This is a genomic window from Amycolatopsis sp. SB7-3 (assembly GCF_041021335.1).
Classification (GTDB): Bacteria; Actinomycetota; Actinomycetes; order Mycobacteriales; family Pseudonocardiaceae; genus Amycolatopsis; species Amycolatopsis japonica.
The window spans coordinates 256818-279257 of record NZ_JBFPJQ010000001.1; the positions used below are offsets into that span (position 1 = coordinate 256818).

25 protein-coding genes and 1 pseudogene are annotated in these 22440 nt (G+C 70.0%); 5 read left to right on the top strand and 21 right to left on the bottom strand.

Going from position 1 to position 22440, the window contains the following annotated elements; genetic code table 11:
• Positions 1-20 precede the first annotated feature (20 nt).
• The 4 genes from AB8M46_RS01160 to AB8M46_RS01175 form a co-directional block, all read right to left on the bottom strand.
• Positions 21-875, bottom strand: coding sequence for a xanthine dehydrogenase family protein subunit M (locus AB8M46_RS01160; RefSeq protein WP_125736726.1), 855 nt, complete (start codon positions 873-875; stop codon positions 21-23).
• The gene (locus AB8M46_RS01165; protein WP_037342205.1) at positions 872-3310 is read right to left on the bottom strand and encodes a xanthine dehydrogenase family protein molybdopterin-binding subunit; all 2439 of its coding nucleotides are present in this window, start codon (positions 3308-3310) and stop codon (positions 872-874) included. Before AB8M46_RS01165 ends, AB8M46_RS01160 begins: the two co-directional genes overlap by 4 nt.
• A complete protein-coding gene (locus AB8M46_RS01170) occupies positions 3310-3840 on the bottom strand; it encodes a (2Fe-2S)-binding protein (protein ID WP_037342203.1) in 531 nt (176 codons plus the stop codon). The genes AB8M46_RS01165 and AB8M46_RS01170 overlap by 1 nt, the downstream gene beginning before the upstream one ends.
• 517 nt (positions 3841-4357) lie before the next feature.
• On the bottom strand, positions 4358-5278 hold the full coding sequence (locus AB8M46_RS01175) for a threonine/serine dehydratase (protein WP_394359300.1): 921 nt from the start codon (positions 5276-5278) through the stop codon (positions 4358-4360).
• Positions 5279-5348: 70 nt separating this feature from the next.
• Between AB8M46_RS01175 and AB8M46_RS01180 the strand changes: the two genes are divergently transcribed.
• Positions 5349-5828 (top strand): Lrp/AsnC family transcriptional regulator, encoded by a 480-nt coding sequence (locus AB8M46_RS01180; protein ID WP_394359301.1) that lies wholly within the window; start codon positions 5349-5351, stop codon positions 5826-5828.
• On the opposite strand, the gene AB8M46_RS01185 is transcribed toward AB8M46_RS01180, so the two are convergent.
• The 4 genes from AB8M46_RS01185 to AB8M46_RS01200 are packed head-to-tail and all read right to left on the bottom strand — an operon-like array spanning position 5806 to position 9860.
• The gene (locus AB8M46_RS01185) at positions 5806-6918 is read right to left on the bottom strand and encodes an XdhC family protein (protein ID WP_394359302.1); all 1113 of its coding nucleotides are present in this window, start codon (positions 6916-6918) and stop codon (positions 5806-5808) included. The two genes, AB8M46_RS01180 and AB8M46_RS01185, sit on opposite strands and share 23 nt — an antisense overlap.
• Positions 6911-8011, bottom strand: coding sequence for a VWA domain-containing protein (locus AB8M46_RS01190; RefSeq protein ID WP_037342197.1), 1101 nt, complete (start codon positions 8009-8011; stop codon positions 6911-6913). Before AB8M46_RS01190 ends, AB8M46_RS01185 begins: the two co-directional genes overlap by 8 nt.
• Before the next feature lie 7 nt (positions 8012-8018).
• Positions 8019-9272: an FAD-dependent oxidoreductase gene (locus tag AB8M46_RS01195; protein ID WP_394359303.1), complete on the bottom strand. Its 1254-nt coding sequence runs from the start codon at positions 9270-9272 to the stop codon at positions 8019-8021.
• Between the two features lie 21 nt (positions 9273-9293).
• Positions 9294-9860: a TetR/AcrR family transcriptional regulator gene (locus AB8M46_RS01200; RefSeq protein WP_394359304.1), complete on the bottom strand. Its 567-nt coding sequence runs from the start codon at positions 9858-9860 to the stop codon at positions 9294-9296.
• Positions 9861-9956: 96 nt separating this feature from the next.
• Here AB8M46_RS01200 and AB8M46_RS01205 point away from each other — a divergent pair, with 96 nt between their 5' ends.
• Complete coding sequence (locus tag AB8M46_RS01205; RefSeq protein WP_394360828.1) at positions 9957-10976, top strand: aldo/keto reductase; 1020 nt, start codon at positions 9957-9959, stop codon at positions 10974-10976.
• Between the two features lie 3 nt (positions 10977-10979).
• Here the strand turns inward: AB8M46_RS01205 and AB8M46_RS01210 are convergent, their stop codons facing one another.
• The 11 genes from AB8M46_RS01210 to AB8M46_RS01260 form a co-directional block, all read right to left on the bottom strand.
• Entirely contained in the window at positions 10980-11852 is an 873-nt protein-coding gene (locus AB8M46_RS01210) for a MoxR family ATPase (protein ID WP_037342193.1), read from the bottom strand.
• 32 nt (positions 11853-11884) lie between these two features.
• Positions 11885-12454 (bottom strand): NTP transferase domain-containing protein, encoded by a 570-nt coding sequence (locus tag AB8M46_RS01215; protein ID WP_394359305.1) that lies wholly within the window; start codon positions 12452-12454, stop codon positions 11885-11887.
• The gene (locus tag AB8M46_RS01220; RefSeq protein WP_378426692.1) at positions 12447-13253 is read right to left on the bottom strand and encodes an IclR family transcriptional regulator C-terminal domain-containing protein; all 807 of its coding nucleotides are present in this window, start codon (positions 13251-13253) and stop codon (positions 12447-12449) included. Before AB8M46_RS01220 ends, AB8M46_RS01215 begins: the two co-directional genes overlap by 8 nt.
• 9 nt (positions 13254-13262) lie before the next feature.
• Positions 13263-13667, bottom strand: a complete 405-nt coding sequence (gene pcaC / locus AB8M46_RS01225) for a 4-carboxymuconolactone decarboxylase (protein ID WP_394359306.1) — start codon at positions 13665-13667, stop codon at positions 13263-13265.
• A complete protein-coding gene (pcaD, locus tag AB8M46_RS01230) occupies positions 13664-14458 on the bottom strand; it encodes a 3-oxoadipate enol-lactonase (RefSeq protein WP_394359307.1) in 795 nt (264 codons plus the stop codon). Before pcaD ends, pcaC begins: the two co-directional genes overlap by 4 nt.
• Positions 14451-14999 carry a protocatechuate 3,4-dioxygenase subunit alpha gene (gene pcaG, locus AB8M46_RS01235; protein ID WP_394359308.1) on the bottom strand — a complete coding sequence of 183 codons (549 nt, stop codon included), beginning with the start codon at positions 14997-14999 and terminating at the stop codon, positions 14451-14453. The genes pcaD and pcaG overlap by 8 nt, the downstream gene beginning before the upstream one ends.
• On the bottom strand, positions 14999-15733 hold the full coding sequence (pcaH, locus tag AB8M46_RS01240; protein ID WP_037342185.1) for a protocatechuate 3,4-dioxygenase subunit beta: 735 nt from the start codon (positions 15731-15733) through the stop codon (positions 14999-15001). The genes pcaG and pcaH overlap by 1 nt, the downstream gene beginning before the upstream one ends.
• A 28-nt stretch (positions 15734-15761) precedes the next feature.
• Positions 15762-16940 (bottom strand): thiolase family protein, encoded by a 1179-nt coding sequence (locus AB8M46_RS01245; RefSeq protein ID WP_394359309.1) that lies wholly within the window; start codon positions 16938-16940, stop codon positions 15762-15764.
• On the bottom strand, positions 16937-17692 hold the full coding sequence (locus AB8M46_RS01250) for a CoA-transferase subunit beta (protein WP_037342182.1): 756 nt from the start codon (positions 17690-17692) through the stop codon (positions 16937-16939). The genes AB8M46_RS01245 and AB8M46_RS01250 overlap by 4 nt, the downstream gene beginning before the upstream one ends.
• A complete protein-coding gene (locus AB8M46_RS01255) occupies positions 17689-18498 on the bottom strand; it encodes a CoA transferase subunit A (protein ID WP_394359310.1) in 810 nt (269 codons plus the stop codon). The genes AB8M46_RS01250 and AB8M46_RS01255 overlap by 4 nt, the downstream gene beginning before the upstream one ends.
• A 147-nt stretch (positions 18499-18645) precedes the next feature.
• On the bottom strand, positions 18646-18816 hold the full coding sequence (locus AB8M46_RS01260) for a hypothetical protein (protein ID WP_350595681.1): 171 nt from the start codon (positions 18814-18816) through the stop codon (positions 18646-18648).
• A gap of 178 nt (positions 18817-18994) precedes the next feature.
• Here AB8M46_RS01260 and AB8M46_RS01265 point away from each other — a divergent pair, with 178 nt between their 5' ends.
• A complete protein-coding gene (locus tag AB8M46_RS01265; protein WP_394359311.1) occupies positions 18995-19960 on the top strand; it encodes a 2-hydroxyacid dehydrogenase in 966 nt (321 codons plus the stop codon).
• Entirely contained in the window at positions 19957-21081 is a 1125-nt protein-coding gene (locus AB8M46_RS01270; RefSeq protein ID WP_394359312.1) for a glycerate kinase, read from the top strand. Before AB8M46_RS01265 ends, AB8M46_RS01270 begins: the two co-directional genes overlap by 4 nt.
• Before the next feature lie 119 nt (positions 21082-21200).
• Here AB8M46_RS01270 and AB8M46_RS01275 read toward each other — a convergent pair whose 3' ends face one another.
• Together AB8M46_RS01275 and AB8M46_RS01280 are read right to left on the bottom strand one after the other, a co-directional pair.
• Positions 21201-21512: a hypothetical protein gene (locus AB8M46_RS01275; RefSeq protein ID WP_037342176.1), complete on the bottom strand. Its 312-nt coding sequence runs from the start codon at positions 21510-21512 to the stop codon at positions 21201-21203.
• A gap of 96 nt (positions 21513-21608) precedes the next feature.
• A pseudogene (locus AB8M46_RS01280) lies at positions 21609-21809 on the bottom strand (hypothetical protein); the annotation flags it as partial.
• 172 nt (positions 21810-21981) lie between these two features.
• On the opposite strand from AB8M46_RS01280, the gene AB8M46_RS01285 reads away from it, so the two are divergent.
• The gene (locus tag AB8M46_RS01285) at positions 21982-22437 is read left to right on the top strand and encodes a GtrA family protein (RefSeq protein WP_016336342.1); all 456 of its coding nucleotides are present in this window, start codon (positions 21982-21984) and stop codon (positions 22435-22437) included.
• Positions 22438-22440 lie beyond the last annotated feature (3 nt).

Consider the following 22440-nt stretch of genomic DNA (forward strand, 5'->3'; position numbering starts at 1 on the left):
GCCGACCTCCCTTCTGTGTCTTAGCTACCCGCGGCCGCGAGGACCGCCCGGCCGGTCAGCACCCGCGCGAGGTGCTGCCGGTACTCGACGTCGGAGTTGCCGTCGGCCGTGGGGTTCGTGCCCTCGGCCGCGCGTTCGGCCGCGCCGCGGATCGCCTCGGCGGTGGCCGCGCAGCCGACCAGCGCCTCCTCGACCCCGGCCGCCCGTACCGGCGTCGAGCCCATGTTGGTGAGCGCGACCCGCGCCTCCTCGATGGTGCCCGCCTCGGTGCGGACGCAGGCCGCGACCGCGACCATCGACCACGCCTGCGCGACCCGGTTGAACTTCTCGTAGTGGGCGTGCCAGCCGGTGTGCTTCGGCACCCGGACCTCGACCAGCAGTTCGTCCGCGGCGAGCGCGGTGGTGAACATGTCCTGGAAGAAGTCCGCCGCGGCCACCGTCCGCCGCCCGCCCGGCCCGGCGACGACGAGTTCGCAGCCGAGCGCGAGCACCGGCGCCAGCAGGTCACCGGCGGGATCGGCGTGCGCGATGGCGCCGCCGAACGTGCCGCGATGGCGGATCTGCGGATCGGCCACCGTGTCGGTGGCGGCCTTGAGCAGCGCGGCGTGCTCGGCGACCAACGCGTCCCGCTGGACGTCGTAATGCGTGGTCATCGAGCCGATCACCAGCGCGTCGCCGTCCTCACGGACACCGCGCAGCTCGGCGACCTTTCCGAGGTCGACCAGCGTGGTCGGCGTGGCGAGCCGCATCCGCAACACCGGCAGCAGGCTCTGCCCGCCCGCCAGCACCTTGGCGTCCTCACCGGCTTCGGCGAGCGCGGCGATCGCCTCGTCCACTGTGGACGGAGCGACGTAGTCGAACGGGGCCGGGATCACTGGGCACCTCCGGTGGCGTCGATCGAACCGAGACCGCCACCGGCTTCCGAGCCCAGCCCGCCCGCGGCGGCCGACCCGTGCTGGATGGCGTGCCAGACCCGCATCGGGGTCAACGGCATTTCGATGTCGTTCACCCCGAAGTGCCGGACGGCGTCGACCACGGCGTTGACCACCGCCGGGGTCGAGGCGATCGTGCCCGCCTCCCCGACTCCCTTGGCGCCCAACGGGTTCGTCGTCGACGGGGTTTCGGTGCGGTCGGTGGTGAAGCTGGGCAGATCCGCCGCCGACGGGAGCAGGTAGTCGGCGAACGTCCCCGTGGTCAGCGTGCCGCCTTCGTCGTGGACGGCCTCCTCGAACAGCGCCTGCGCGATGCCCTGCGCGAGCCCGCCGTGCACCTGGCCTTCGACGATCAGCGGATTGACCGCGACACCGACGTCGTCGACGCAGACGTAGGAGCGCAACCGCACACGCCCGGTCTCCGTGTCGACCTCGGCCGCGCAGAGATGTGTGCCGTGAGGGAAGGAGAAGTTCTCCGGATCGAACGTGTCCGACGAGTCCAGCGAGGGCTCGACGCCGTCCGGCAGGTTGTGCGCCGAGAACACGGCCCACGCGATGTCCTGGATGGACGTCGAGGAATCCGTGCCCTTGACCGAGAACTTGCCCGCTGAGAATTCGAGGTCGTCCTCTGCGCATTCCATCAGATGCGCCGCGATCGGCTTGGCCTTGGCGAGCACCTTGTCCGCCGCCTTGACCACTGCGATCCCGCCGACCACCAGCGACCGGGAGCCGTAGGTGTCCATGCCCTTGTGCGAGGACTGGGTATCGCCGTGGATGACCTCGATGTCCTCGAAGGGGACGCCGAGTTTGTCGGCGACGATCTGGCTCCACGCCGTCTCGTGGCCCTGTCCGTGCGCGGAGGCGCCGGTGATGACCTCGATCTTGCCGGTGGGCAGCACCCGGATCTCCGCGTGCTCCCAGCCGCCCGCCGCGTAGTCCAGCGAGCCGAGCACCCGCGACGGCGCGAGACCGCACATCTCGGTGAACGTCGAGATGCCGATGCCGAGCTGGACCGGGTCGCCCGATTCCCGCCGTTCCTTCTGCTCGCGGCGGAGGCCGTCGTAGTCGAAGAGCTGCTTGGCCTTCTCGGTGGCGGCCTCGTAGTTGCCCGAGTCGTAGGTCAGCCCGGCCACCGTGGTGAACGGGAACTCCTCGTGCTTGATCCAGTTCTTCTCGCGGATCTCCATCGGGTCCATGCCCAGCTCGACGGCGAGTTCGTCCATCATCCGCTCGATCCCGAACGTGGCCTCCGGCCGCCCGGCGCCGCGATAGGCGTCGGTGAGCGTGGTGTTGGTGAACACGTTGGTGCAGGCGAAGTGATACGCCGGGAACTTGTAGATCGCGTTGAACATGAACGCGCCGAGGATCGGCACGCCGGGGCCGACGAGCCCGAGATACGCGCCCATGTCGGCGAGCAGTTCGACCTTGAGGCCGGTCACCGTGCCGTCGCGGTTCGCGGTGATGGTGAGGTCCTGGATCTGGTCGCGGCCGTGGTGCGCGGCGACCATCGTCTCCGAACGGGACTCGTTCCACTTCACCGGTTTGCCGAGCCGCTGCGCGATGAGCGTCGCCATCATCTCTTCGGGCAGCACGGCGATCTTGCCGCCGAACCCGCCGCCGACGTCCGGCGCGATCACCCGCACCTTGTGCTCGGGCAGGCCGAGCGTGGCCGCGGTCATCGTCTTGAGGATGTGCGGGACCTGCGTGGCCGACCACATGACCAGCTGGTTGCCCGTCGGGTCCACGACGCACGCCCGCGGTTCCATGAACGCCGGCACCAGACGCTGCTGACGGAACCGCCGTTTGAGGACGACCTCGGAGTTCGAGATCGCGTCTTCGACACTGGACCCCGTTCCCGCGTCGGCGGAATCGAAGACCCACACCGCGTTCTGGTTGGTGCCGAGCTCCTCGTGCACCAGCGGCGCGCCCTCGGCGAGCGCGTTCTCCAGGCCGAGAACGACCGGCAGCTCGTCGTAGTCGACGTCGATGGCTTCGAGCGCGTCGTGCGCTTCGGCCGACGTGCGGGCGACGACCACCGCGACACCCTCACCGGCGAAGTTCACCGTGTCCGAGGCGAGGATGGGCCGCCTCGGCGATTTCATGTCCGGCGTGATCGGCCACGCGCACGGCATGCCGATGGCGCCCTCGGGGTCGAGGTCCTTCCCGGTGAAGACCGCGACCACCCCCGGCGCGGATTTCGCCTCGGTCACGTCGATCGAGACGATCTTGGCGTGCGCGAACGGACTGCGGAGCACGGCGAGGTGCAGCATTCCGGGCAGGGTCAGGTTGTCGGTCCAGCGGGTCCGGCCGGTGATGAGACGCTCGTCCTCCTTGCGGCGGCGGGACTTGCCGACCTCCGGTTCGATCGTGGAGGTCATCACTCACCACCCGCGCCGACTCGGGAGGCGGTGTCCGAGGCGAGCCGCTCGGCTTCGGGACCGGCGCCGGGCCGCATCTCGTGGGCGGCGTCGCGGACCGCGCGGACGATGTTCTGGTAGCCCGTGCACCGGCACAGGTTGCCTTCCAGTCCTTCGCGGACGGCCTGCTCGTCCGGGTCGGGATTGTCGGCGAGCAGGTCGATCGACTGCATGATCATGCCGGGCGTGCAGAAACCGCACTGGAGCGCGTGGTTCTCGTGGAAGGCCTTCTGCACCGGGTGGAGTTCGCCGTCGCGGGCGAGTCCCTCGATCGTGGTGACCTCGCAGCCGTCGGCCTGGACCGCGAGCACCGAACAGGATTTCACGCTGTGCCCGTCGAGGTGGACGGTGCAGGCGCCGCAGTTGCTGGTGTCGCAACCGACCACGGTGCCTACCTTCCCGAGCCGTTCGCGCAGATGATGCACGAGGAGGGTGCGGGGCTCGACGTCGTCTGTATAGCTGGTGCCGTCGACGGTGACGGTGATGCGCATCAGGCCTCCAAAAGCAAGAGAAACCCCGCGCTGGTCCGGGGTCGTTCGGGAGCGGCCGGTCATTCGGTTGTCACGGACCGACCCCGGAACGACCGTGATCGGACTCACAGTCGAGCGTGCTACGTCGCTCCTGCCAGGGCAACCCCCACCAGGGGGTGACTCGACCGTGGTTCCGCAGGTGCGTTGACACCAGAGGAAAACCGGCGCAGATGCGGAGGAAGCGCGAGTGTCCATTCGGTACAGGTGGTCGTGAGTGGCGTTTCGGGTTCTAACCCGAAACGCCACTCACGACCACCTGTACCCAACGACGGCTCAGCGCGCCTGACCGGACGACACGCGTGATCCGACGGGCGACACGCGTGATCAGATGGACGGCACGCCCGCAACGAAGCCTCCACCGCGAGTCGTCCGTCCAGACACACGTGTCGTCCGTCGGATCACGTGTGTCGTCCATCCAGTCACGCAAGACCGCCAGCAGGTCTCCAGGACACGGTTGGCGGCTAGCCCGAAACGCCACTCACGACCACGCCGTCGGCAAGGGGGCGTTCGCACCGGTGATCACGGTGGCGACCCGGTCCCCCGGGATGTCGTGCACGGTCAGCGCGGCCAGGCCCGCGGCGCCGGCGGGTTCCGGGAGGACGCCGAGGGTTTCCGCGCCCAGCCGCATGGCCGCCCGCAGATCGTCGTTCCCGACCAGCACGAAATCGTCCACGAGCGACCGCAGCCGCCGGATGGATTCGGGTTCCGGCGTACGGATCGAGATACCGCCGGCGAACGAGTCGGCCCGGTCGACGGTGATCGGCTCGCCCGCCAGCCAGCTCTTCGCCATCGCGGGCGCCGACGTGGTCCCGACGCCGACGATCCGGATGTCCGGCGTATGCGCCTTGAGCCACAGCGCGACCCCGGCGATCAGCGCGCCGTCGCCGACCGGGAGCACGACCGTGTCGATCCCGTCCTCCCGCGCGAGTTCCAGCCCGATCGTGCCCGCGCCTTCGGAGATCGCGGGCTCTCGGCCGTCGACCACGAAGACACGATCGGGGGCTTCGGCGGCGAAGGCGGCCGCGGCGACCTTCGCCTCGCCCTCGACCCGGCGCACCCGCGCACCCAGCGTCTTCATCCGCCGCAGTTTGACCGGGGAGATGTCGGCGGGAACGAACACCTCGGCCCGCAGGCCGTGCTTCCTGGCGGCGAACGCGACGGCCTGCCCGAAGTTGCCGCTGGTCCCGCACACCATCGTGGTCCCCGGTTCCAGCCCGGCGGCGAAGTAGTCCGCGCCGCGGCCTTTGAAGCTGCGCAACGGGTTCAGCGTTTCGATCTTCACCAGCACGGGCCGGCCGAGCCGTCCGTTCAGCTGTTCGTCGCTGTACTGCGGGGAGTCGAGGAAGACGGGGTCGATCACCTTCGCCGCCTCGGCGACGTTGTCCAGCTTCAGGTCCATGTCACTCAAGCTAGGCCGGAGGACGAGCACGCCGATTGTAAATTTTCCCGCCCGCATGCAAGATTCTTGCGTGTCCCTCGACGAACTCGACCACCTGCTGCTCGACCTCGTCCAGGCTGACGCGGCCCGTCCCCTGCACGACTTGGGCGACGCCGTCGGCCTCTCCCCCAGCGCGGTCCAGCGAAGGCTGACCCGGCTGCGCGCCGACGGCGTGATCCGCGCCGAGGTCGCCGTACTCGATCCGGAGGCGCTCGGCGCGGGGATGACGTCGGTCATCTTGGTCGCGCTGACCGACGACGACGCGGAAAGCCACGCGGCCTTCCGCGAGCGCATGCTGGCCGAGCCCCGCGTGCAGCACTGCTACAGCATCGTCGGGCAGTGGGACTACGTCGTCGTGCTGCTCACGCCGGATCTCAAGGCGAGCCGGTACCTGTCGAGGAAACTGTTCGACGAGCGCGTCAAACGGTTCGAAACCCTGCCCGCCTTCGAGGTGGTCAAGTCGAGCCAGGCGGTCCCGGTGCCCGGCGTCAGCCGTGGATCCGGCCGCTGAGTTCGGCGAGCCGCGACCCCGAACCGCTCCAGCGCAGCGCGATGATCTCCGCCGCGATCGACACCGCGGTCTCCTCCGGCGTGCGCGCGCCGAGATCGAGCCCGATCGGCGAAGACAGCCGTTCGAGTTCCGCTTCGGTGACTCCGGCTTCGCGCAGCCGCGCGAACCGGTCGTCGTGGGTCTTGCGTGAACCCATCGCGCCGACGTAGCCGACGTCGAGCCGCAACGCGACCTCCAGCAGCGGCACGTCGAACTTCGGGTCGTGGGTGAGCACGGCGATCGCGGTGCGGCCGTCGACCCGGCCCGCTTCGGCTTCCGCCTTGAGATAGCGATGCGGCCAGTCGACGACGACCTCGTGCGCGTCCGGGAAGCGGCTCTTCGTCGCGAAGACGGGACGCGCGTCGCAGACCGTGACCTGGTAGCCGAGGTACGCGCCCATTTTCGCCATCGCGGCCGCGAAGTCGATCGCGCCGAAGACCAGCAGGCGCGCGGGCGGCTCGAAGGAGTTGACGAAAACCGTCATGCCCTCGCCGCGCCGCTGCCCGTCCGGCCCGTAGTGCAGGGTGCCGGTGCGGCCGCCGGCGAGCATGCCGCGCGCGTCGTCGACGACCGCGTCGTCCATCCGCGACGAACCGAGCGAACCGGCGACGCGATCCGGCCAGACGATCAGGTGCTCCCCGACCATGCCCTCGCGTTCGTGCTCGATCACCGTGACCACGGCGACCGGCTGTCCACTGTGGACCGATTCGACGACGTCGCCGAGCTCGGGCATCGAATCGCGGTCGATGTGCTGGACGTAGATGTCGATGATCCCGCCGCAGGTCAGCCCGACGGCGAACGCGTCGTCGTCGGAAACGCCGTAGCGCTGCAGCACGGGCGCTCGTTCGGCGACCACCTGCCGCGCGAGTTCGTAGACGGCGCCCTCGACGCAGCCGCCGGAGACGCTGCCGGTGACCGTGTCGTCCGGGGCGACGAGCATCGCCGCGCCGGGGCTCCGTGGCGCCGACGAGAACGTCGCCACCACCGTCCCGACCCCCACCGTCTCGCCTGCCGCCCAGCGGCGGTGCAGTTCGTCCAGTACGTCACGCATCGGCGATCTCCACGAGAAGTCGTTCCAAGGTGGCCATGCTGTGCCCGGCGAGCAGCCGATCGAGATACGGGAGCGCGGCCACGATGCCGGATTGCACGGGAGCGTAACCCGCCCGCCCCGCGTGCGGATTCACCCAGAATACGACGTGCGCGAGCCGCCGCAGCCTGGCGAGCTGCTCGCCGAGCAGGGCGGTGTCGCCTCGTTCCCAGCCGTCGGAGAACACAGTGACCACGGATCGCCTGGCCACGCCGCGTTGTCCCCACCGGTCGAGGAACGCCCGCAGGGTCTCGCCGAGCCGGGTCCCGCCCGCGAAATCGGGGACCGCGGCGGCCGCGGCGAGCATCGCGTGCTCGGGATCGCGCAGCCGGAGCTGGCGGGAGACCCTGGTGAGCCGGGTACCCAGCGTGAACACCTCGACCCGGCCGGGAGCGCGCCGGGCGACGACGTGCGCGAACCGCAACAGCGCGTCGGCGTACGGCCCCATCGAGCCGGAAACGTCGATCAGGAGGACGAGGCGGCGCGGTTTGGTGCTCCGTCGCCGATACGCCAGGCGGACGGGCTCGCCGCCGCCGGCCAGCATCGCCCGGAGCGTGCGTGACGGGTCGAGAGCACCCCGCCGGGCGGCGCGACGGCGCGGTGAGGATCGCGGCGGGAGCGCCGGACGCAGTTTCGCGAGCAGCTCCCGCAGGTGAGCGCGTTCGGCGACACTCAGCTCGGCGAGGTCGCGGTGGCGCAGGAGTTCTTCGTCGCTCGCCGCCACGCGGAGTTCGTCGGGTTCCGCGCCGGATTCGCCCTGGCCCGCGTGCGCGAGCGTGGCGATCCTGGCGCGCTTCGGCGCCGCTTCCCGGCTTCGGCGTCGTGGTGCGGCTTCCTTTTCGGTGAACCAGCCGTCGAACGCGGCGTCGTAGCGCGGGATGTCGTCGGGATCCGCGCACAGTGTCAGCCGTCCGGCCCAGTACAGCTGTTCGGGATCGGCGAGGTCGATCGCGCTGACGGCTTCGAGATACGCCTGGGTTCGGTGTGCGTCACACGGCAAACCGGCTTCGCGCAATGTCTCCGCGAAGCCGACGAAGCCGGCCAGTGGATCGCTCACCCCTCCATTATGAGCCTCGGCGGGCGAAGGCCGGGGTCTTCTCACGCAAGGGGCCGATGCCGCCCATGACCGCCGCGAGGGCGGTGAGCTGCGGGAACCGGTCCGCAATGCGGAGCGGAAGCGGCACCGTCCGCTCGGTCAAAGTCCTGTCCAGAGCGGGTTCGATGAGCATCTTGTGCTCCTCCAACTGCTGCTTCTGGGCGAGCGCGACGGCCACGGCCCGCCGGCGCTGCACGCGGGCGAGGTCACGGGCGGTCAGCGTCCCCCGCAGCAGCGGGGCGGCGAGGATCCGCGCGGCCGCCACGGCGTCCTGCACCGCGATGTTGACGCCCATCCCGCCGACCGGTGACATCGCGTGCGCGGCGTCGCCGATGCAGAGCACGCGGTCCGAGTACCAGTGCGGCAGCTTGGACATCCGCACGTTCAGCAGTTTGACGTCGTCCCAGCCGCGGATCTCGCTCAGCTGCTCGTCGTTCCAGCCGAATAGGCCGCCGATCCGCTCCCTGAACTTCTCGATGCCTTCGGCCCGCTGCGCGGCGTCCTGACCCTTCCGGATCAGGTACGAGGTCTGGAAGTAGTCGCCGCGATCCATGGTCACGCCGGCGAGGCCGCCTTCGAAGCGGCCGAACACCTGCGCCTCCTTACCGGTGTCCTCGAGTTTCGGCACCCGGACCCACCACACATCCATCGGCACCTCGTACTCCTTCGGCACGAGCCCAGCCTCCGCGCGGATCAGCGAATCCCGGCCGTCGCAGCCGACCACGAGCGACGCCGCCAATTCCCGCTCCTCACCGTCGGCATCGCGATAGCGCACGCCGCCGCCCTCACGCAGACCGAGCACCTCGGCGCCCATCTCCAGGGTGAACGTGGGCTCCTCGGCCGCGGCTTCGGCGAGCAGATTCAGGAAATCCCATTGCGGGACCATCGAGATGTACTTGTGCGGCCCGGGGATCCGGCTGAAATCGGCGGCGACGATGGTCGCGTCACCGATCAGCATCCGCATCTTCTCCAGCCGCCGCGAAGGCAATTCCGCGAAGCGATCGCCGAGCCCGAGTTCGTCGAGCAACATCAACGTCGGCGGATGCACCGTGTCACCGCGGAAATCACGGAAGAAGTCCTTGTGCTTTTCGAGAACGGTGACCTCGACTCCGGCCCGCGCCAACAGGAGTCCGAGCACCATCCCCGCCGGACCGCCCCCCACCACACAACACCGTGTACGTCCCATAACCGAGTTGTAGCGCGCGGAATGGGCCGTCGCCATGCATTCGGGTGAGAAGGGGACCTAGGTCCTGAGGCCCGCGATGAGGACCTCGACCATCTTGCGCGCGTTGTAGCGCGGATCGTTTTCGGCGCCGATACAGAGGTTCCCGACACCGCGCATGACTTCGAGCGCCTGCAGATCGGAGCGGATCTGGCCCGCCTCCGCCGCCGCGTCGAGCAAGCGGGCGCACACCGGCAGGAGGGTGTCGAGGAAGTAGGTGTGCAGCGTCTCGAACCCGGCGTTGTCCGACTGCAGGACCGCCGCCAGACCGTGTTTGGTGACCAGGAAATCGACGAAGAGGTCGATCCAGCGCCGCAACGCCTCGTACGGGGAATCGCTCGACGCCAGCAGTTCCGGTCCGGCTTCGGCGCACGCGTCGACCTGATGCCGGTAGACGGCGATGATGAGGTCGGCCCTGGTCGGGAAGTGGCGGTAGATCGTGCCCATCCCGACGCCCGCCTTCGCCGCGATGTCGCGAACGGGTGCCTCGACGCCTGACGTGACGAAGACGGCCGCGGCGGCGTCGAGCAGGGTCTTCTCGTTGCGCCGGGCGTCGGCGCGTTTGGCCTTGGTGCCCTCGTCACTCATCACGCACTCCTCCACGAGCTTGCCAAACGGAACACTGCTCCGTATCGTTAGCGGAGCAACGTTCCGCTTGCTCATCTTGCCATGGAGGACCTCGTCATGCAGTACCGCACCTTGGGCAGGACCGGTGTGCAGGTCAGCACGCTCGCGCTGGGCGCGATGAACTTCGGCGCGATCGGGCGCACCACCCAGGACGAGGCCACGGCCATCGTCGACGCCGCGCTGGCGGGCGGCGTCAATCTCATCGACACCGCCGACATGTACAGCGCCGGCGAGTCGGAGACGATGGTCGGGAAGGCCATCGCCGGCCGCCGCGAAGACATCGTGCTGGCCACGAAGGCGAGCATGCCGATGGGCGAAGAGCGCAATCACCAAGGCGCTTCTCGCCGCTGGCTGGTCACCGAACTGGACAACAGCCTGCGCCGCCTCGGGGTCAACCACGTCGACCTCTACCAGATCCATCGCTGGGACCCGAAGACCAGCGATGAGGAAACCCTTTCCGCGCTCACGGATCTTCAGCGCGCGGGGAAGATCCGTTACTTCGGTTCGTCGACGTTCCCCGCGTATCGCATCGTGCAGGCCCAGTGGGCCGCTCGCGAGCACCGGCTGAGCCGGTACGTCACGGAGCAGCCCGGCTACTCGATCCTGCAGCGCGGCATCGAAACGCATGTGCTGCCGGTGACCGAGGAGTACGGGATGGGCGTGCTGGCGTGGAGCCCGCTGGCGTCCGGCTGGCTCTCCGGCGCGGTCCGGGAAGGCCGCGAGATCAGCACGAACCGTTCGGCCGTCCTGCCGCAGCGTTTCGACCTGACCAGCCAGGTCAACCGGACCCGGCTGGAGGCCGTCGAACGGCTGGCCAAGGTCGCCGACCAGGCGGGGCTGAGCCTGATCCAGCTCGCGCTCGGCTTCGTCGTCGCGCATCCGGGAGTGACGAGCGCGATCATCGGGCCCCGCACGCTGGAACACCTCGAGTCGCAACTCGCCGCCGCGGACACGGTGCTGCCGTCCGACGTCCTCGACGCGATCGACGAGATCGTCGCCCCGGGCACCGACCTCGCCCCCGAGGAGAAACACGACACCCCGCCCGCGCTGCTCGACGCGTCGCTGCGGCGCCGCTGAACCTCAGGCGAGCAGCTTGTCCAGTTTGGCCCGGACCCTGTCCAGGTCTTCGCTGTACTTGAGCACCGAGCCGAGCGTCCTGGCGGCGGCCGCGGCGTCCAATTCGGACATCCCGAGCGCGAGGAGCGCCTGAGCCCAGTCCAAGGATTCCGCCACCCCGGGCGGTTTCAGCAACTCCAACGCGCGGAGCCGGTGCACCGCCGTCGCGACCTGGGCCGCGAGCGTCTCGCCGAGACGCGGGATCTTGCGGCGCAGGATCTCGACCTCGCGGCCGAGGTCCGGATGTTCCAGCCAGTGATAGAGACAGCGGCGTTTCAGCGCGTCGTGCACCTCCCGCGTCCGGTTGGAGGTGAGCACCACGAGAGGCGGGTGCTCGGCACGCACCTCGCCGAACTCGGGGATCGTCACCGCGTTCTCGTCGAGGAGTTGCAGCAGGAAGGCTTCGAACTCGTCGTCGGCCCGGTCGATCTCGTCGACCAGGAGGACACACGGCGCGGTCTGCAACGCTTTCAGCAGCGGCCGGGAGAGCAGGAACCGTTCGGTGTAGAGGGACTGTTCGGCGGTCTCGACGTCAAGGCCGCCGTCACCTGCGGCTTCGAGCGCCCGCAGGTGCAGCAGCTGGCGGGGGAAGTCCCATTCGTACAGTGCCTGCGCCGCGTCGATCCCCTCGTGACATTGGAGACGGATGAGCGGCATGCCGAGCGCTTCGGCCAGTCCCAGCGCGAGCGAGGTCTTGCCGGTACCCGGTTCGCCCTCGCAGAACAACGGGCGGCCGAGCGCCACGGCGAGGAACCCGGCCGTGGCGATGCCGTCGTCGGCGAGATAGCCGACCGCTTCGAGGGCTTCGGCCAGTTTCTCGGGCGATTCGACGGTCACGGTCTCGATCGTAAGCCCCGGTGAGCCGGAGATCAGCCTGGAAGATCCTCGCGGCGGTCCACGTCGTGCCCGGTGCCGAGGTCACCGCATTCGACGAGCCTCAGGTCCTGGCGCGCGCGGAGCCAGTCGCGGGCGCCCTTGTCCCCGGACGCGCCCGCGACGATCTCCGGCCACCAGCGACGGCCGAGAACCACGGGATGACCGGGAACTCCGTCGTAAGCGGCACGCGCGACGGTGTTCTCATCGGCCCCGGCGGCGACCCGGCGGACCACCTCGGCACCGACCCCGGGCAGATCCACGAGATGGACGACGGCGGCTTCGGCATCGGTTTCGGCGAGCGCACGCAGACCCGCGCGCAATGACGCACCCATACCGGACTCCCAGTCTTCGGCCACGACGGCGGCCTCGGGATCGGGCAGGAGCGCGCGGGCTTGCGCGGCCGAGGCGCCCAGTACCACCCGGACCGGGACGCAGCCCGCTTCGGCAAGCACCCGCAGCGACCGGACGACGAACGGTTCGCCGTCGAGGACCGCCAGTGCTTTCGGTCCGCCGAACCGGCGTCCGGCCCCGGCCGCGAGGAGCAGCCCCGCGACCTCAGCCATGCCTCGCCCTGGTCGGCGGCGCCGAGGCCAGATCGGCCTCGATGGCCCGCGCCGCCGCGAGCAGCGACGGCAGCAGTTCCTTTTCGACCGACTCGGGCGTGGTGCGGCTGGCGTGGGTGGACAGGTTGACCGCGGCCACGACCTTCCCCCGCCGGTCCCGGATCGGCGCGGCGATCGAGCGGAGGCCCTCTTCGAGCTCCTGGTCGACCATCGCGTAGCCCTGCCGGTACACCTTCTCCAGTTCGGCGAGCAGGTCCTTTTGCCTGGTCAGCGTATGCGCGGTCAGTTTTTCGAGTTTGGCCGCGTCGAAGTAGCCGTGCAGGTCGTCGTCCTCCAGGCCCGCCAGCAGGACATGCCCCATCGACGTCGCGTGGGCCGGGAAACGGGTCCCGACGTTGATGCTGACGGTCATGATCCGCGAGACGGCCACCCGGGCGACGTAGACGATGTCCGGGCCTTCGAGCACGGAGATCGAACTCGACTCGTGCACCTCGGCGGAGAGCCGTTCGAGATGAGGCTGGGCGACCTCCGGCAGCGACAGGCTCGACAGGTACGAGTAGCCGAGTTCGAGGACCCGCGCGGTGAGCGAGAAGTACTTGCCGTCCGTGCGCACGTAGCCCAGGTCGACGAGGGTGAGCAGGAACCGGCGGGCGGCCGCCCTGGTCAGCCCGGTCGCCCGGGCGACGTCGCTCAGCGTGAGTTCGGCCGCGTCCTCGTTGAACGCCTTGATCACGGCCAGCCCGCGCTCCAGCGACTGGACATGATGCGCCCCGCGCTCGGTCACCTCGCCTTCGTCCATGGGAGAACCCTAACCGCCACCTTCTTTCCGGGCCGCAGGCTCACCGAGTTCGGCCAGTACCCGCTGGGCCACCGCGAACGCCGCGTTGGCGGCCGGGGCACCCGCGTAGACGGCGGTGTGCAGCAGCACCTCGGAGATCTCCTGCGCGGTGAGTCCATTGTGGACGGCGGCGCGGACGTGCATCGCGAGTTCGTCGTGGGCGTGCAGCGCGGTGAGCGCGGCCAGGGTGACGCAGCTGCGGGTTTTGCGGTCGAGCCCGTCCCGCGACCAGACCGATCCCCAGGCGCCCCGGGTGATGTAGTCCTGGAACGGGCGGCTGAACTCCGTGGTGCGCGCGACGGCCCGGTCGACGTGCTCGTCCCCGAGGACCTCGCGGCGCACCCTCATGCCGGTCTCGTAGGGATCTTCGCTCATCGGGCGGCCTCCAGATGTTCGAGGATCAGGGCGTTGAACCGCTCCGGCTGCTCGAAACTCCCGAGATGGGCGGCGTCTTCGACGACCTCGAGCCGCGCGTCCGGGATGCCGCCGGCGATCACCTCGGCGTGCCCGACCGGGGTGGCCGGATCCTGGGCCCCGGCGATGACCAGGGTCCGCGCCGCGATCTTGGGCAGATCGTCGACGAGGTCCATCCGTTCGATGGCCTGGCAGGACGCGGCATAGCCCTCGGCGGGGACGCCCGCGATCATCTCGCGCAGGTACTCGGCCTGTTCCGGATACGCGGCGGCGTACCCGGTGGTCAGCCAGCGGCCGACCCCGGCCTCGGCGACCGCCGCGGTGCCGTGCTCCCGGACCGTCTTCGCCCGGTCCGCCCACATGCTCGGCGGGCCGAGTTTCGCGGACGTGCAGCACAGCACGAGACTCGCGATCCGGTCCGGGGCGTTGACGCCGAGCCACATCCCGGTCATCCCGCCGAGCGACAGCCCGACGACGTGGGCTCGTTCGGCACCGTGCTCGTCGAGCAGCGCGAGCAGGTCACCGCCGAGATCCGCGAGCGTGTACGGCCCGGCGGGCACCGGGGACGCGCCGTGCCCGCGGGTGTCGTACCGGATCACCCGGAAACCCCGCTCCACCAAGGGTTTCACCTGTGGTTCCCACATGCGGTGATCGCTGCCGAGCGATCCGCTGAACACCACGACCGGGCCGTCGGCGGGCCCCTCCGCGACGCTGTGCACCTTCACCGGCTCGGATATCGAAGACCTAGACATCGAAGAACACCGTCTCCCCTTCGCCCTGCAACCGGATGTCGAACCGGTAGCCGTCGCCGGTCTTGGTGGCGATCAAGGTGCTTTGGCGCTTCTCCGGAACCGACGCCAGCACCGGATCCCCGGAGTTGTCGTTGTCCTCGAAGTAGATCCGCGTGACCACCCGGTGGAGGAGCCCGCGCGCGAACACCGAGACGTCGATATGCGGCGCCTGCTCGCCGCCCGCCGGTCCGGGCAGTGGGCCGGGCATGATCGTCCGGATCTCGTAATGGCCGTTCGGGTCGGTGGGACAGCGGCCGAAGCCCCGGAACCCGCTCGCGACCGCTCCGCGCGGGTCGTCGGGGTGGTCGAACCGGCCGTCGGCGTCGGCCTGCCAGGTCTCGATCATCGCGTCCGGCACCGGTTCGCCCGCGCCGTCGAGGACGCGGCCGTGGATACGGATCGCGGCCGGCTCGCCCGCGGGGACGACGTCCGGGCCGTCCGGCCAGGGCAGGCCGATGGACAGGTACGGGCCGACGGTCTGGGAAGGCGTCGTCTCCGGCATCAGTGCTCGTCCTCCTCGTCTTCGAAGACCGAAGCCTCCCGGCCGCGCACGACGATGTCGAACTGGAAGGCCAGCGCCCACTCGGCTTCCGTGCGGTCGAGGTCGAAGCGCGCGATCATCCGCTGCCGCGCCTTCTCGTCCGGGATGGAGTTGAAGATCGGGTCCTGCGAGAACAGCGGGTCTTCCGGGAAGTACATCTGGGTGACCAGCCGCTGGGTGAACGCGCTGCCGAAGACGGAGAAGTGGATATGCGCCGGCCGCCAGGCGTTGTCGTGGTTCTTCCACGGGTACGCGCCCGGTTTGACGGTGGTGAAGGTGTAGCGCCCTTCGGAGTCGGTGAGCGTCCGGCCCGCGCCGTCGAAGTTCGGGTCGAGCGGCGACGGCCAGCGGTCGCCGGTGTGCCGGTACCGGCCGCCCGCGTTCGCCTGCCAGATCTCGACGAGCGAATCGCGGATCGGCCGCCCGTCGCCGTCGAGCAGCCGCCCGGTGACGATGATCCGCTGGCCCTGCGGCTCCCCCGCGTGCCCCTTGGTGAGGTCGTTGTCGAACTCACCGATCCGGCCGGGGCCCAGCGCGGGCCCGGTGACCTCGGTCAGCAGATGCGGGAGCACGATCAACGGCTCCTTGGGGTGCCGCAGCGCCGTCGACCGGTAACCGGCGGAATCGAGCGGCGGATGCGTGCCTTCCGGATCGCGCCGGTAGCGCGGGAGCCTCAGTTCTGCGGGTGCCGACATGCTGTTCCCTCCAGCGCGGGTCAGTGGGTCACTGGGCTTCGACGACGATGGCCAGCCCCTGGCCGACGCCGATGCAGATGGCGGCCAGCCCCCATCGGCCGCCGGTGCGGCGCAGGTGGTGGGCCAGGGTGCCGACGATCCGGCCGCCGGAAGCGCCCAGCGGATGCCCGATCGCGATCGCTCCGCCGTTCACGTTGACGATCTCCGGGTCGAGCTTCGACCAGTCCCGCAGACAGGCCAGCGACTGCGCGGCGAAGGCCTCGTTCAGCTCCACCGCGGCCAGGTCCTCCCAGCCGATCCCGGCCCGCTCCAAGGCGATCTCGGCCGCGCGCACCGGGCCGATGCCGAAGACGTCCGGATCGACACCCGCCGCGCCCCGGCCGGCGATCCTGGCCAGCGGCGCCTTGCCGAGCCGCTTGCCCGCCGCCTCGTCGCCGAGCAGCAGCGCGGAGGCGCCGTCGTTCAGCGGCGACGCGTTCGCGGCCGTGACCGTCCCTTGTGGACGGAAGACGGGCTTCAGCTTCGTGAGCTTCTCCGGGCTGGAGTCCGGGCGGATACCTTCGTCGCGGGTGAGTTCGACCCCCGCGACCGGGACGACGTGGTCGTCGTAGAAGCCCTCGTCCCAGGCGCGGGCGGCGTTGACGTGGCTGCGGACGGCGAACGCGTCCTGCTCGTCGCGGCCGATGCCGTAACGCTCCGCGAGCTGCTCGGTGGACTCGCCGAGCGAGACCGTCCACTGCTCGGGCATTTTCGGGTTGACCATGCGCCAGCCCAGCGCGGTGGAGTACAGCGTCTGATTGCCTGCCGGGAAGGCCTTCTCCGGCTTTTGCATGACCAGCGGCGAGCGGCTCATCGACTCGACCCCGCCGGCGACGGCGAGCGAGGCGTCGCCGACCTGGATCGTCCGGCTGGCCTGCATGACGGCGTCGAGGCCCGAGCCGCACAGCCGGTTCACCGTGGCGCCGGGCACGGTGGTCGGCCAGCCCGCCAGCAGCGCCGCCATCCGCGCGACGTTGCGGTTGTCCTCGCCCGCGCCGTTGGCGTCGCCGAGTACGACCTCGTCGACGGTGGCCGGGTCGAGGTCGTTGCGCTCGGCCAGCGCCCGCAGCACGGTGGCGGCGAGATCGTCCGGGCGCACCCCGGACAGGGCGCCGCCGTACTTGCCGAACGGGGTACGGATGGCGTCGAACAGGAAGACGTCGGTCATGCGCTCGCCCTTTTGAGGTCTCGGAGGATGCGGAGTTCTGCCTCGGTCGGCGCCGGGGTGGTGCCCAGGTCGCCGGACACCTTCAGTTTCCACCCGGTCGCTTCGACGACCTGATCGACCTCTACCCCGGGGTGCAGTTCGGTGAGCGTGAGCTCGGCGGTCTCCGGGTCGGGCCGCATCAGGCCGAGGTCGGTGACCACCAGCGTCGGCCCGGCGCCGGGGAGGCCGAGGCGTTCGCGATCGCCCTTGCCGGTGCCGTGGCCGAACGACGTCACGAAGTCGACCTTCTCGACGAACGTGCGGGGGCTCTGCCGGAGCACCACGAACACCTCGCGGCAGGAGGCGGCGATCTCCGGCGCCCCGCCCGCACCGGGCAGACGCACCTTGGGGTTGGCGTAGTCCGGGCCGATGACGGTGGTGTTGATGTTGCCGAACTTGTCCAGCTGGGCGGCGCCGAGGAAGCCGACGTCGATCCGCCCCGGCTGGAGCCAGTAGTTGAAGACCTCGGGGACGCTGACCACGGCGTCCGCGGTGTCGGCGAGTTCGCCGTCGCCGATGGACAGCGGGAGCCTGGTCGGTTTGGCGCCGAGGCAGCCGGATTCGTAGATCAGCGTCAGGTTCGGCGCGTGCCCGCGGCGAGCCAGGTTGGCGGCCGTGCTGGGCAAGCCGATGCCCACGAAACAGGACATCCCGTCGCCGAGCGCTCGGGCCGCAGCGACGCTCATCATCTCGTCGGAGGTGTACTCGGTCATGCCTTCACTCCCGTCAGCTCGTCGAGCCAGCGGGTGAAGCTCTCCCTGTCCCGGCCGATCGCGTCCCATCCCTGGTAGGCGTCGTTGTCCCGCTCGTAGTAGCCCGCCGCGTACGACGGCCTCGCGCCGCCGGGCACCTCGGCCACGGCGGTGACGGCCCACGACGGCAGCACGATCGCGCCCGGCCGGGGCTCCAGCTCGTCGACGACCTCCTCGACGGTGACCAGCGACCGTTTCGCCGCGAGCACCGCCTCCTTCTGGACGCCGGTGATCCCCCAGATCTGGACGTTGCCCGCCCGGTCGGCGCGCTGGGCGTGCACGATCGTGACGTCGGGGTTGAGCGCGGGAACCGCGGCCAGCCGCTCACCGGTGAACGGACAGGTGATGGGTTTGATCGTGTCGGTCCGGGCCGGGAGATCGGTTCCGGTGTAGCCGCGCAGGACGGCGAACGGCAGGCCCGAAGCACCGGCGACGTACCGATTCGCCATACCCGCGTGGCTGTGTTCCTCTATCTCCAGTGGCACCGGCCAGGAGTGCTGGACCGCGTCACGGAACCGGTGCAGCGAGCCGACCCCGGGGTTGCCGCCCCACGAGAAGATCAGCTTGCTCGCGCAGCCCGCGCCGATCAGCTGGTCGTAGACGATGTCCGGCGTCATGCGGACCAACGTCAGGCCGGTACGGCCCTGGCGGATGATCTCGTGCCCGGCGGCCACGGGAATGAGGTGCGTGAAGCCCTCGAGCGCGACGGTGTCGCCGTCGTGCACCAGCCGTGCCACGCCCTCCTTCAACGACAGCAGCTCCGCCATCCCCACCCTCCAGGCTGTTCATGACACTGTTCGGATCGCGCACACATGTTCTATATATGAACATAGCTCAGCCGACGCGACCGTGCAACCGAGCGCGAACGCGGCCAGAATCCGGGATCCGCGAAGAAGATGGCGGAGCTGCCGTGATCAGCCGAGCCCACTGCCGGGCGGGAACCATTCGACGGCCTTGAAATCCCCGCTCTCGACCCGTTCGAAGGTCGCGCTGCTCAGACACGGCGGCACGATCTGCTTGTGCTCCGGGTCCGGCCCCCAGCTGTAGCCGAGCCGGTCGCGCTTGCCGTTGTCGTACACCGTCATCCCGACACGGCGGTCCTTGAGGCCGGGAACGTCCGTGTCCTCGACGATGCCGGTGACGACTGCGACCGGGCCGCGGGGTGCCGGACGGTGACGACTCCCCCGCGCAGGGGAAGCGCCTCCCTCATAACGGGGATTTCCCGTATTTGGGATACCAACCGCCGCACACTAGGCTGAGCGCGTGACCTCGACGATCGCGGTGACCCGGTGGATTCCCGACGAAGCGCTGAAAGTGCTCACCGAGACCGGGGAGGTGAAACTGTCGCGCGCCGACCGGCCGCTGACGCCGGACGAACTGCGTGAGTTCGTCCGCGGCTCGTCCGCGATCGTCGGCATGCTGCACGACCGGATCGACGGGGAGGTCGCCGACGCGGCGGGCCCGGACCTGAAGGTCGTGGCGAACGTGGCCGTCGGCTACGACAACATCGACGTCCCGGCGCTGGCCGGCCGCGGCGTCACCGTCACCAACACCCCCGGCGTGCTCACCGACGCCACCGCGGATCTGGCGTTCGGGCTGATCCTCGCGGTCACGCGACGGCTCGGCGAGGGCGAACGGCTGATCCGCTCGCGCACGCCCTGGTCGTTCCATCTGGGTTTCCTGCTCGGCTCTTCGTTGCAGGACAAGACACTCGGGATCGTCGGGCTCGGACAGATCGGGCAGGCGGTCGCCCGCCGGGCGCTCGGTTTCGGCATGCGGATCGTCTACTCAGGACGATCGAGGGCCGCCGAAGACGTCGAGAAGACCTTGGGCGCGAAGTACATGCCCTTCGACGAACTGCTGCGAAGCTCCGACGTCGTGTCCCTGCACTGCCCGCTGACGCCGGAGACCCGGCATCTCGTCGATGCGGACGCGCTGAGGGCGATGAAACCGGGCGCGTATCTGATCAACACCACACGCGGTCCCGTCGTCCACGAGGCCGCGCTGGCCGACGCGCTCGAAGCCGGGGAAATCGCCGGGGCCGGCCTCGACGTGTTCGAAGCCGAACCCGAGGTCGAACCACGCCTGCTGGATCGCGAAAACGTCGTCTTGACGCCGCATCTCGGATCGGCGACGGTCGAGACCCGTACTGCCATGGCCGTGCTCGCGGCCGAGAACGTCGCGTCGGTGCTCACCGGCGGAAACCCGCTGACGGAGGTTCGTCCATGACTCGTGTGGTCATCGCGCCCGACAAGTTCAAGGGAAGCTTGACCGCGGTCGAGGCCGCGGAGGCGATCGCCCACGGCGTCCGCGACGCGCTGCCCGAAGCCGAGGTCTCGTCCTGCCCGGTCGCCGACGGCGGCGAAGGAACGCTCGACGTCCTCGTCGCGGCGGGTGGCCGTCTCGTGGAACTCCCCGTCCGCGGGCCGCTCGACGACACCGTCGACGCCCGCTACGTGACCCTCGACGGCACGGCCTACATCGAATCGGCCCGCGCCTGCGGGATCGAATTCGTCGAGCCGAGCCCGGAAGTGGCGCTCGCCGCGCACACCTGGGGCGTCGGGGAACTGCTCGCGCACGCGCTCGACAACGGCGCGCGGCGGCTGGTGCTGACCGTCGGCGGGACGGCGAGTACCGACGGCGGCGCCGGGATGCTGGCGGCGCTGGGTGCCGGGGTCTTCGACGCGTTCGGCGCGCCGGTCGGGCTCGGCGGCGGCACGCTGGGCCGGGTCGCGCTGGCCGAACTCGGCCCGGTGCGTGAACGGCTCGGTTCCGTCGAGGTCGCCGTCGCCACCGACGTCACGAACCCGCTGCTCGGCCCTCGAGGCGCGGCCGCGATCTTCGGCCCGCAGAAGGGCGCGGGCCCGCGCGAAGTCGAGCAACTGGACGAGTCCCTGTCCCGCTGGGCGCAGGCGTTGCGGACCGCCGGTGCGCCCGATGTCTCCAATGTCCCCGGAGCGGGCGCGGGCGGCGGAGTCGCGGCGGGCGCGATCGCGGGACTCGGTGCGAGCGTCGAATCCGGTTTCCAGCTCATCGCCGGGCTCACCGGGGTCGCCGGCGCCATCGAACACGCCGACCTCGTGATCACCGGCGAAGGCTCGCTGGACGAGCAGAGCCTCGACGGCAAGGCACCGGCGGGCATCGCGGCCCGCGCACGGGAACACGCGGTACCGCTGATGGTGCTGGCCGGGCGGATCCAGCTGGACGAGAGCCAGCTCACCGGCCTCGGGGTCGTGGGCAGCGCCGCCCTGATCGACCACGCGCCTTCACTCGACCACGCGCGTTCGCACGCGGCGGAACTCCTGCGCGAGCGAGCCGGCGAGCTGGTCCGCGCCTGGGCCCGTACTTGAGCCTGGGCGGCGGCGCCTCCGCTGTGGGTCGTGAGTGGCGCTTCGGGTTCTAACCCGAAACGCCACTCACGACCACCTGGACCGGCACGCGACGGGACGTAAAGCTGGGACCGCCGGGCTCAGCTACCGGGCTGGGGCTGGGCCTGCGGAAGTACGGCGAAGGCGACTTCGCCGGTTTCGTCCTGCTGGACGTCGAGGACCTTGTCGTCGAGCAACGCGGCCGCTTCCGGCTCCAAGAACACCTTCGGGCCGCCGTCGGCGCCGAGGACCTTGTCGCCGCTTTCCGGCTCCGGAGCGACGGAAACCGCGAGCTGGGGGTTGTCCCCCTGCTGGGAATGCATGGCGAACCGCAGCCCGCCTCCGTCCTGGCCGTTCTCCTGCCCGGTCAGTGCGGTGATCGCCTCGGCGGCGGCTTCGGTGACTGTCAGCATCTCTGCCCTTCCTTCGTCGCGGTCTTGCACTTGACCGACCACGCTAGGGGGTGTCGGCATGGCCCGCCGTCTGAGTGAAGATCATTTCTCGCCGACGTCCGGCTCCTCCTCCGCCAGCCGCATGGCGTGCGACTCCCCTTCGCGGATCTCCGCGGGTGTGGTCCCGAACCGGTCGGCGCCACTCCAGTGTTCGGGCGGTTCGACCCCTTCTTCGAGCGGGTCGACGCGGAGTTCGTCCTCGTCGAGCGCCTCACTGGGATCCAGCGTTTCCGGCTCCGCGCTCTCACGATCGCTCATCGGCCGCTCCCTCCTGGTCGGACGTTGCCCGGGGCGTGCTGTACTCGACCCCGTCCCGGTGGCGTACCCGGCGTCTCCGCAGGCCAAACGGCGGCGCTGTCGCGGGGATCACAGTTTCTCAGGTGGTTCATTAGCTTCACAAGTTTGTGAAACAAGGAGTAGCGTCGTCGGTATGACCACCACCAGGTGGGCGCCAGGGCACCGGATCATCCGGCGCGCGCCGGAGCGGCACCACGAACTCGGCAACCACGCCGCTTGGTACGTCGTCGCCGGCGTCGCCGCCACCGGCCTGCAGGCGGTGCTGTTCCTTCTGCTGCAACCGATCCTCGGCCCGCAGTTGGCCAATCTGGTCGCGCTCGCGGTCACCACCGTCGGGAACACCGAGTTCCACCGCCGGGTCACCTTCGCCACCCGCAAGAGTCACGCGGGCAAGCGGCATTTCCAGGATCTGGTGACCTTCGCCTTCTACGCCGTGTACGGCTCGATCGTGCTCGCGTCCCTCGACGCGGTGATCACCGAGCCGACCGCGCTGGAACAGACCGGCGCGCTGCTCGCGGCCAGCGTCGTGGGCGGCATCGCGCGCTTCGCGGTTCTTCGCTGGTGGGTCTTCGCGCGCCGGAACGCTTAGTCT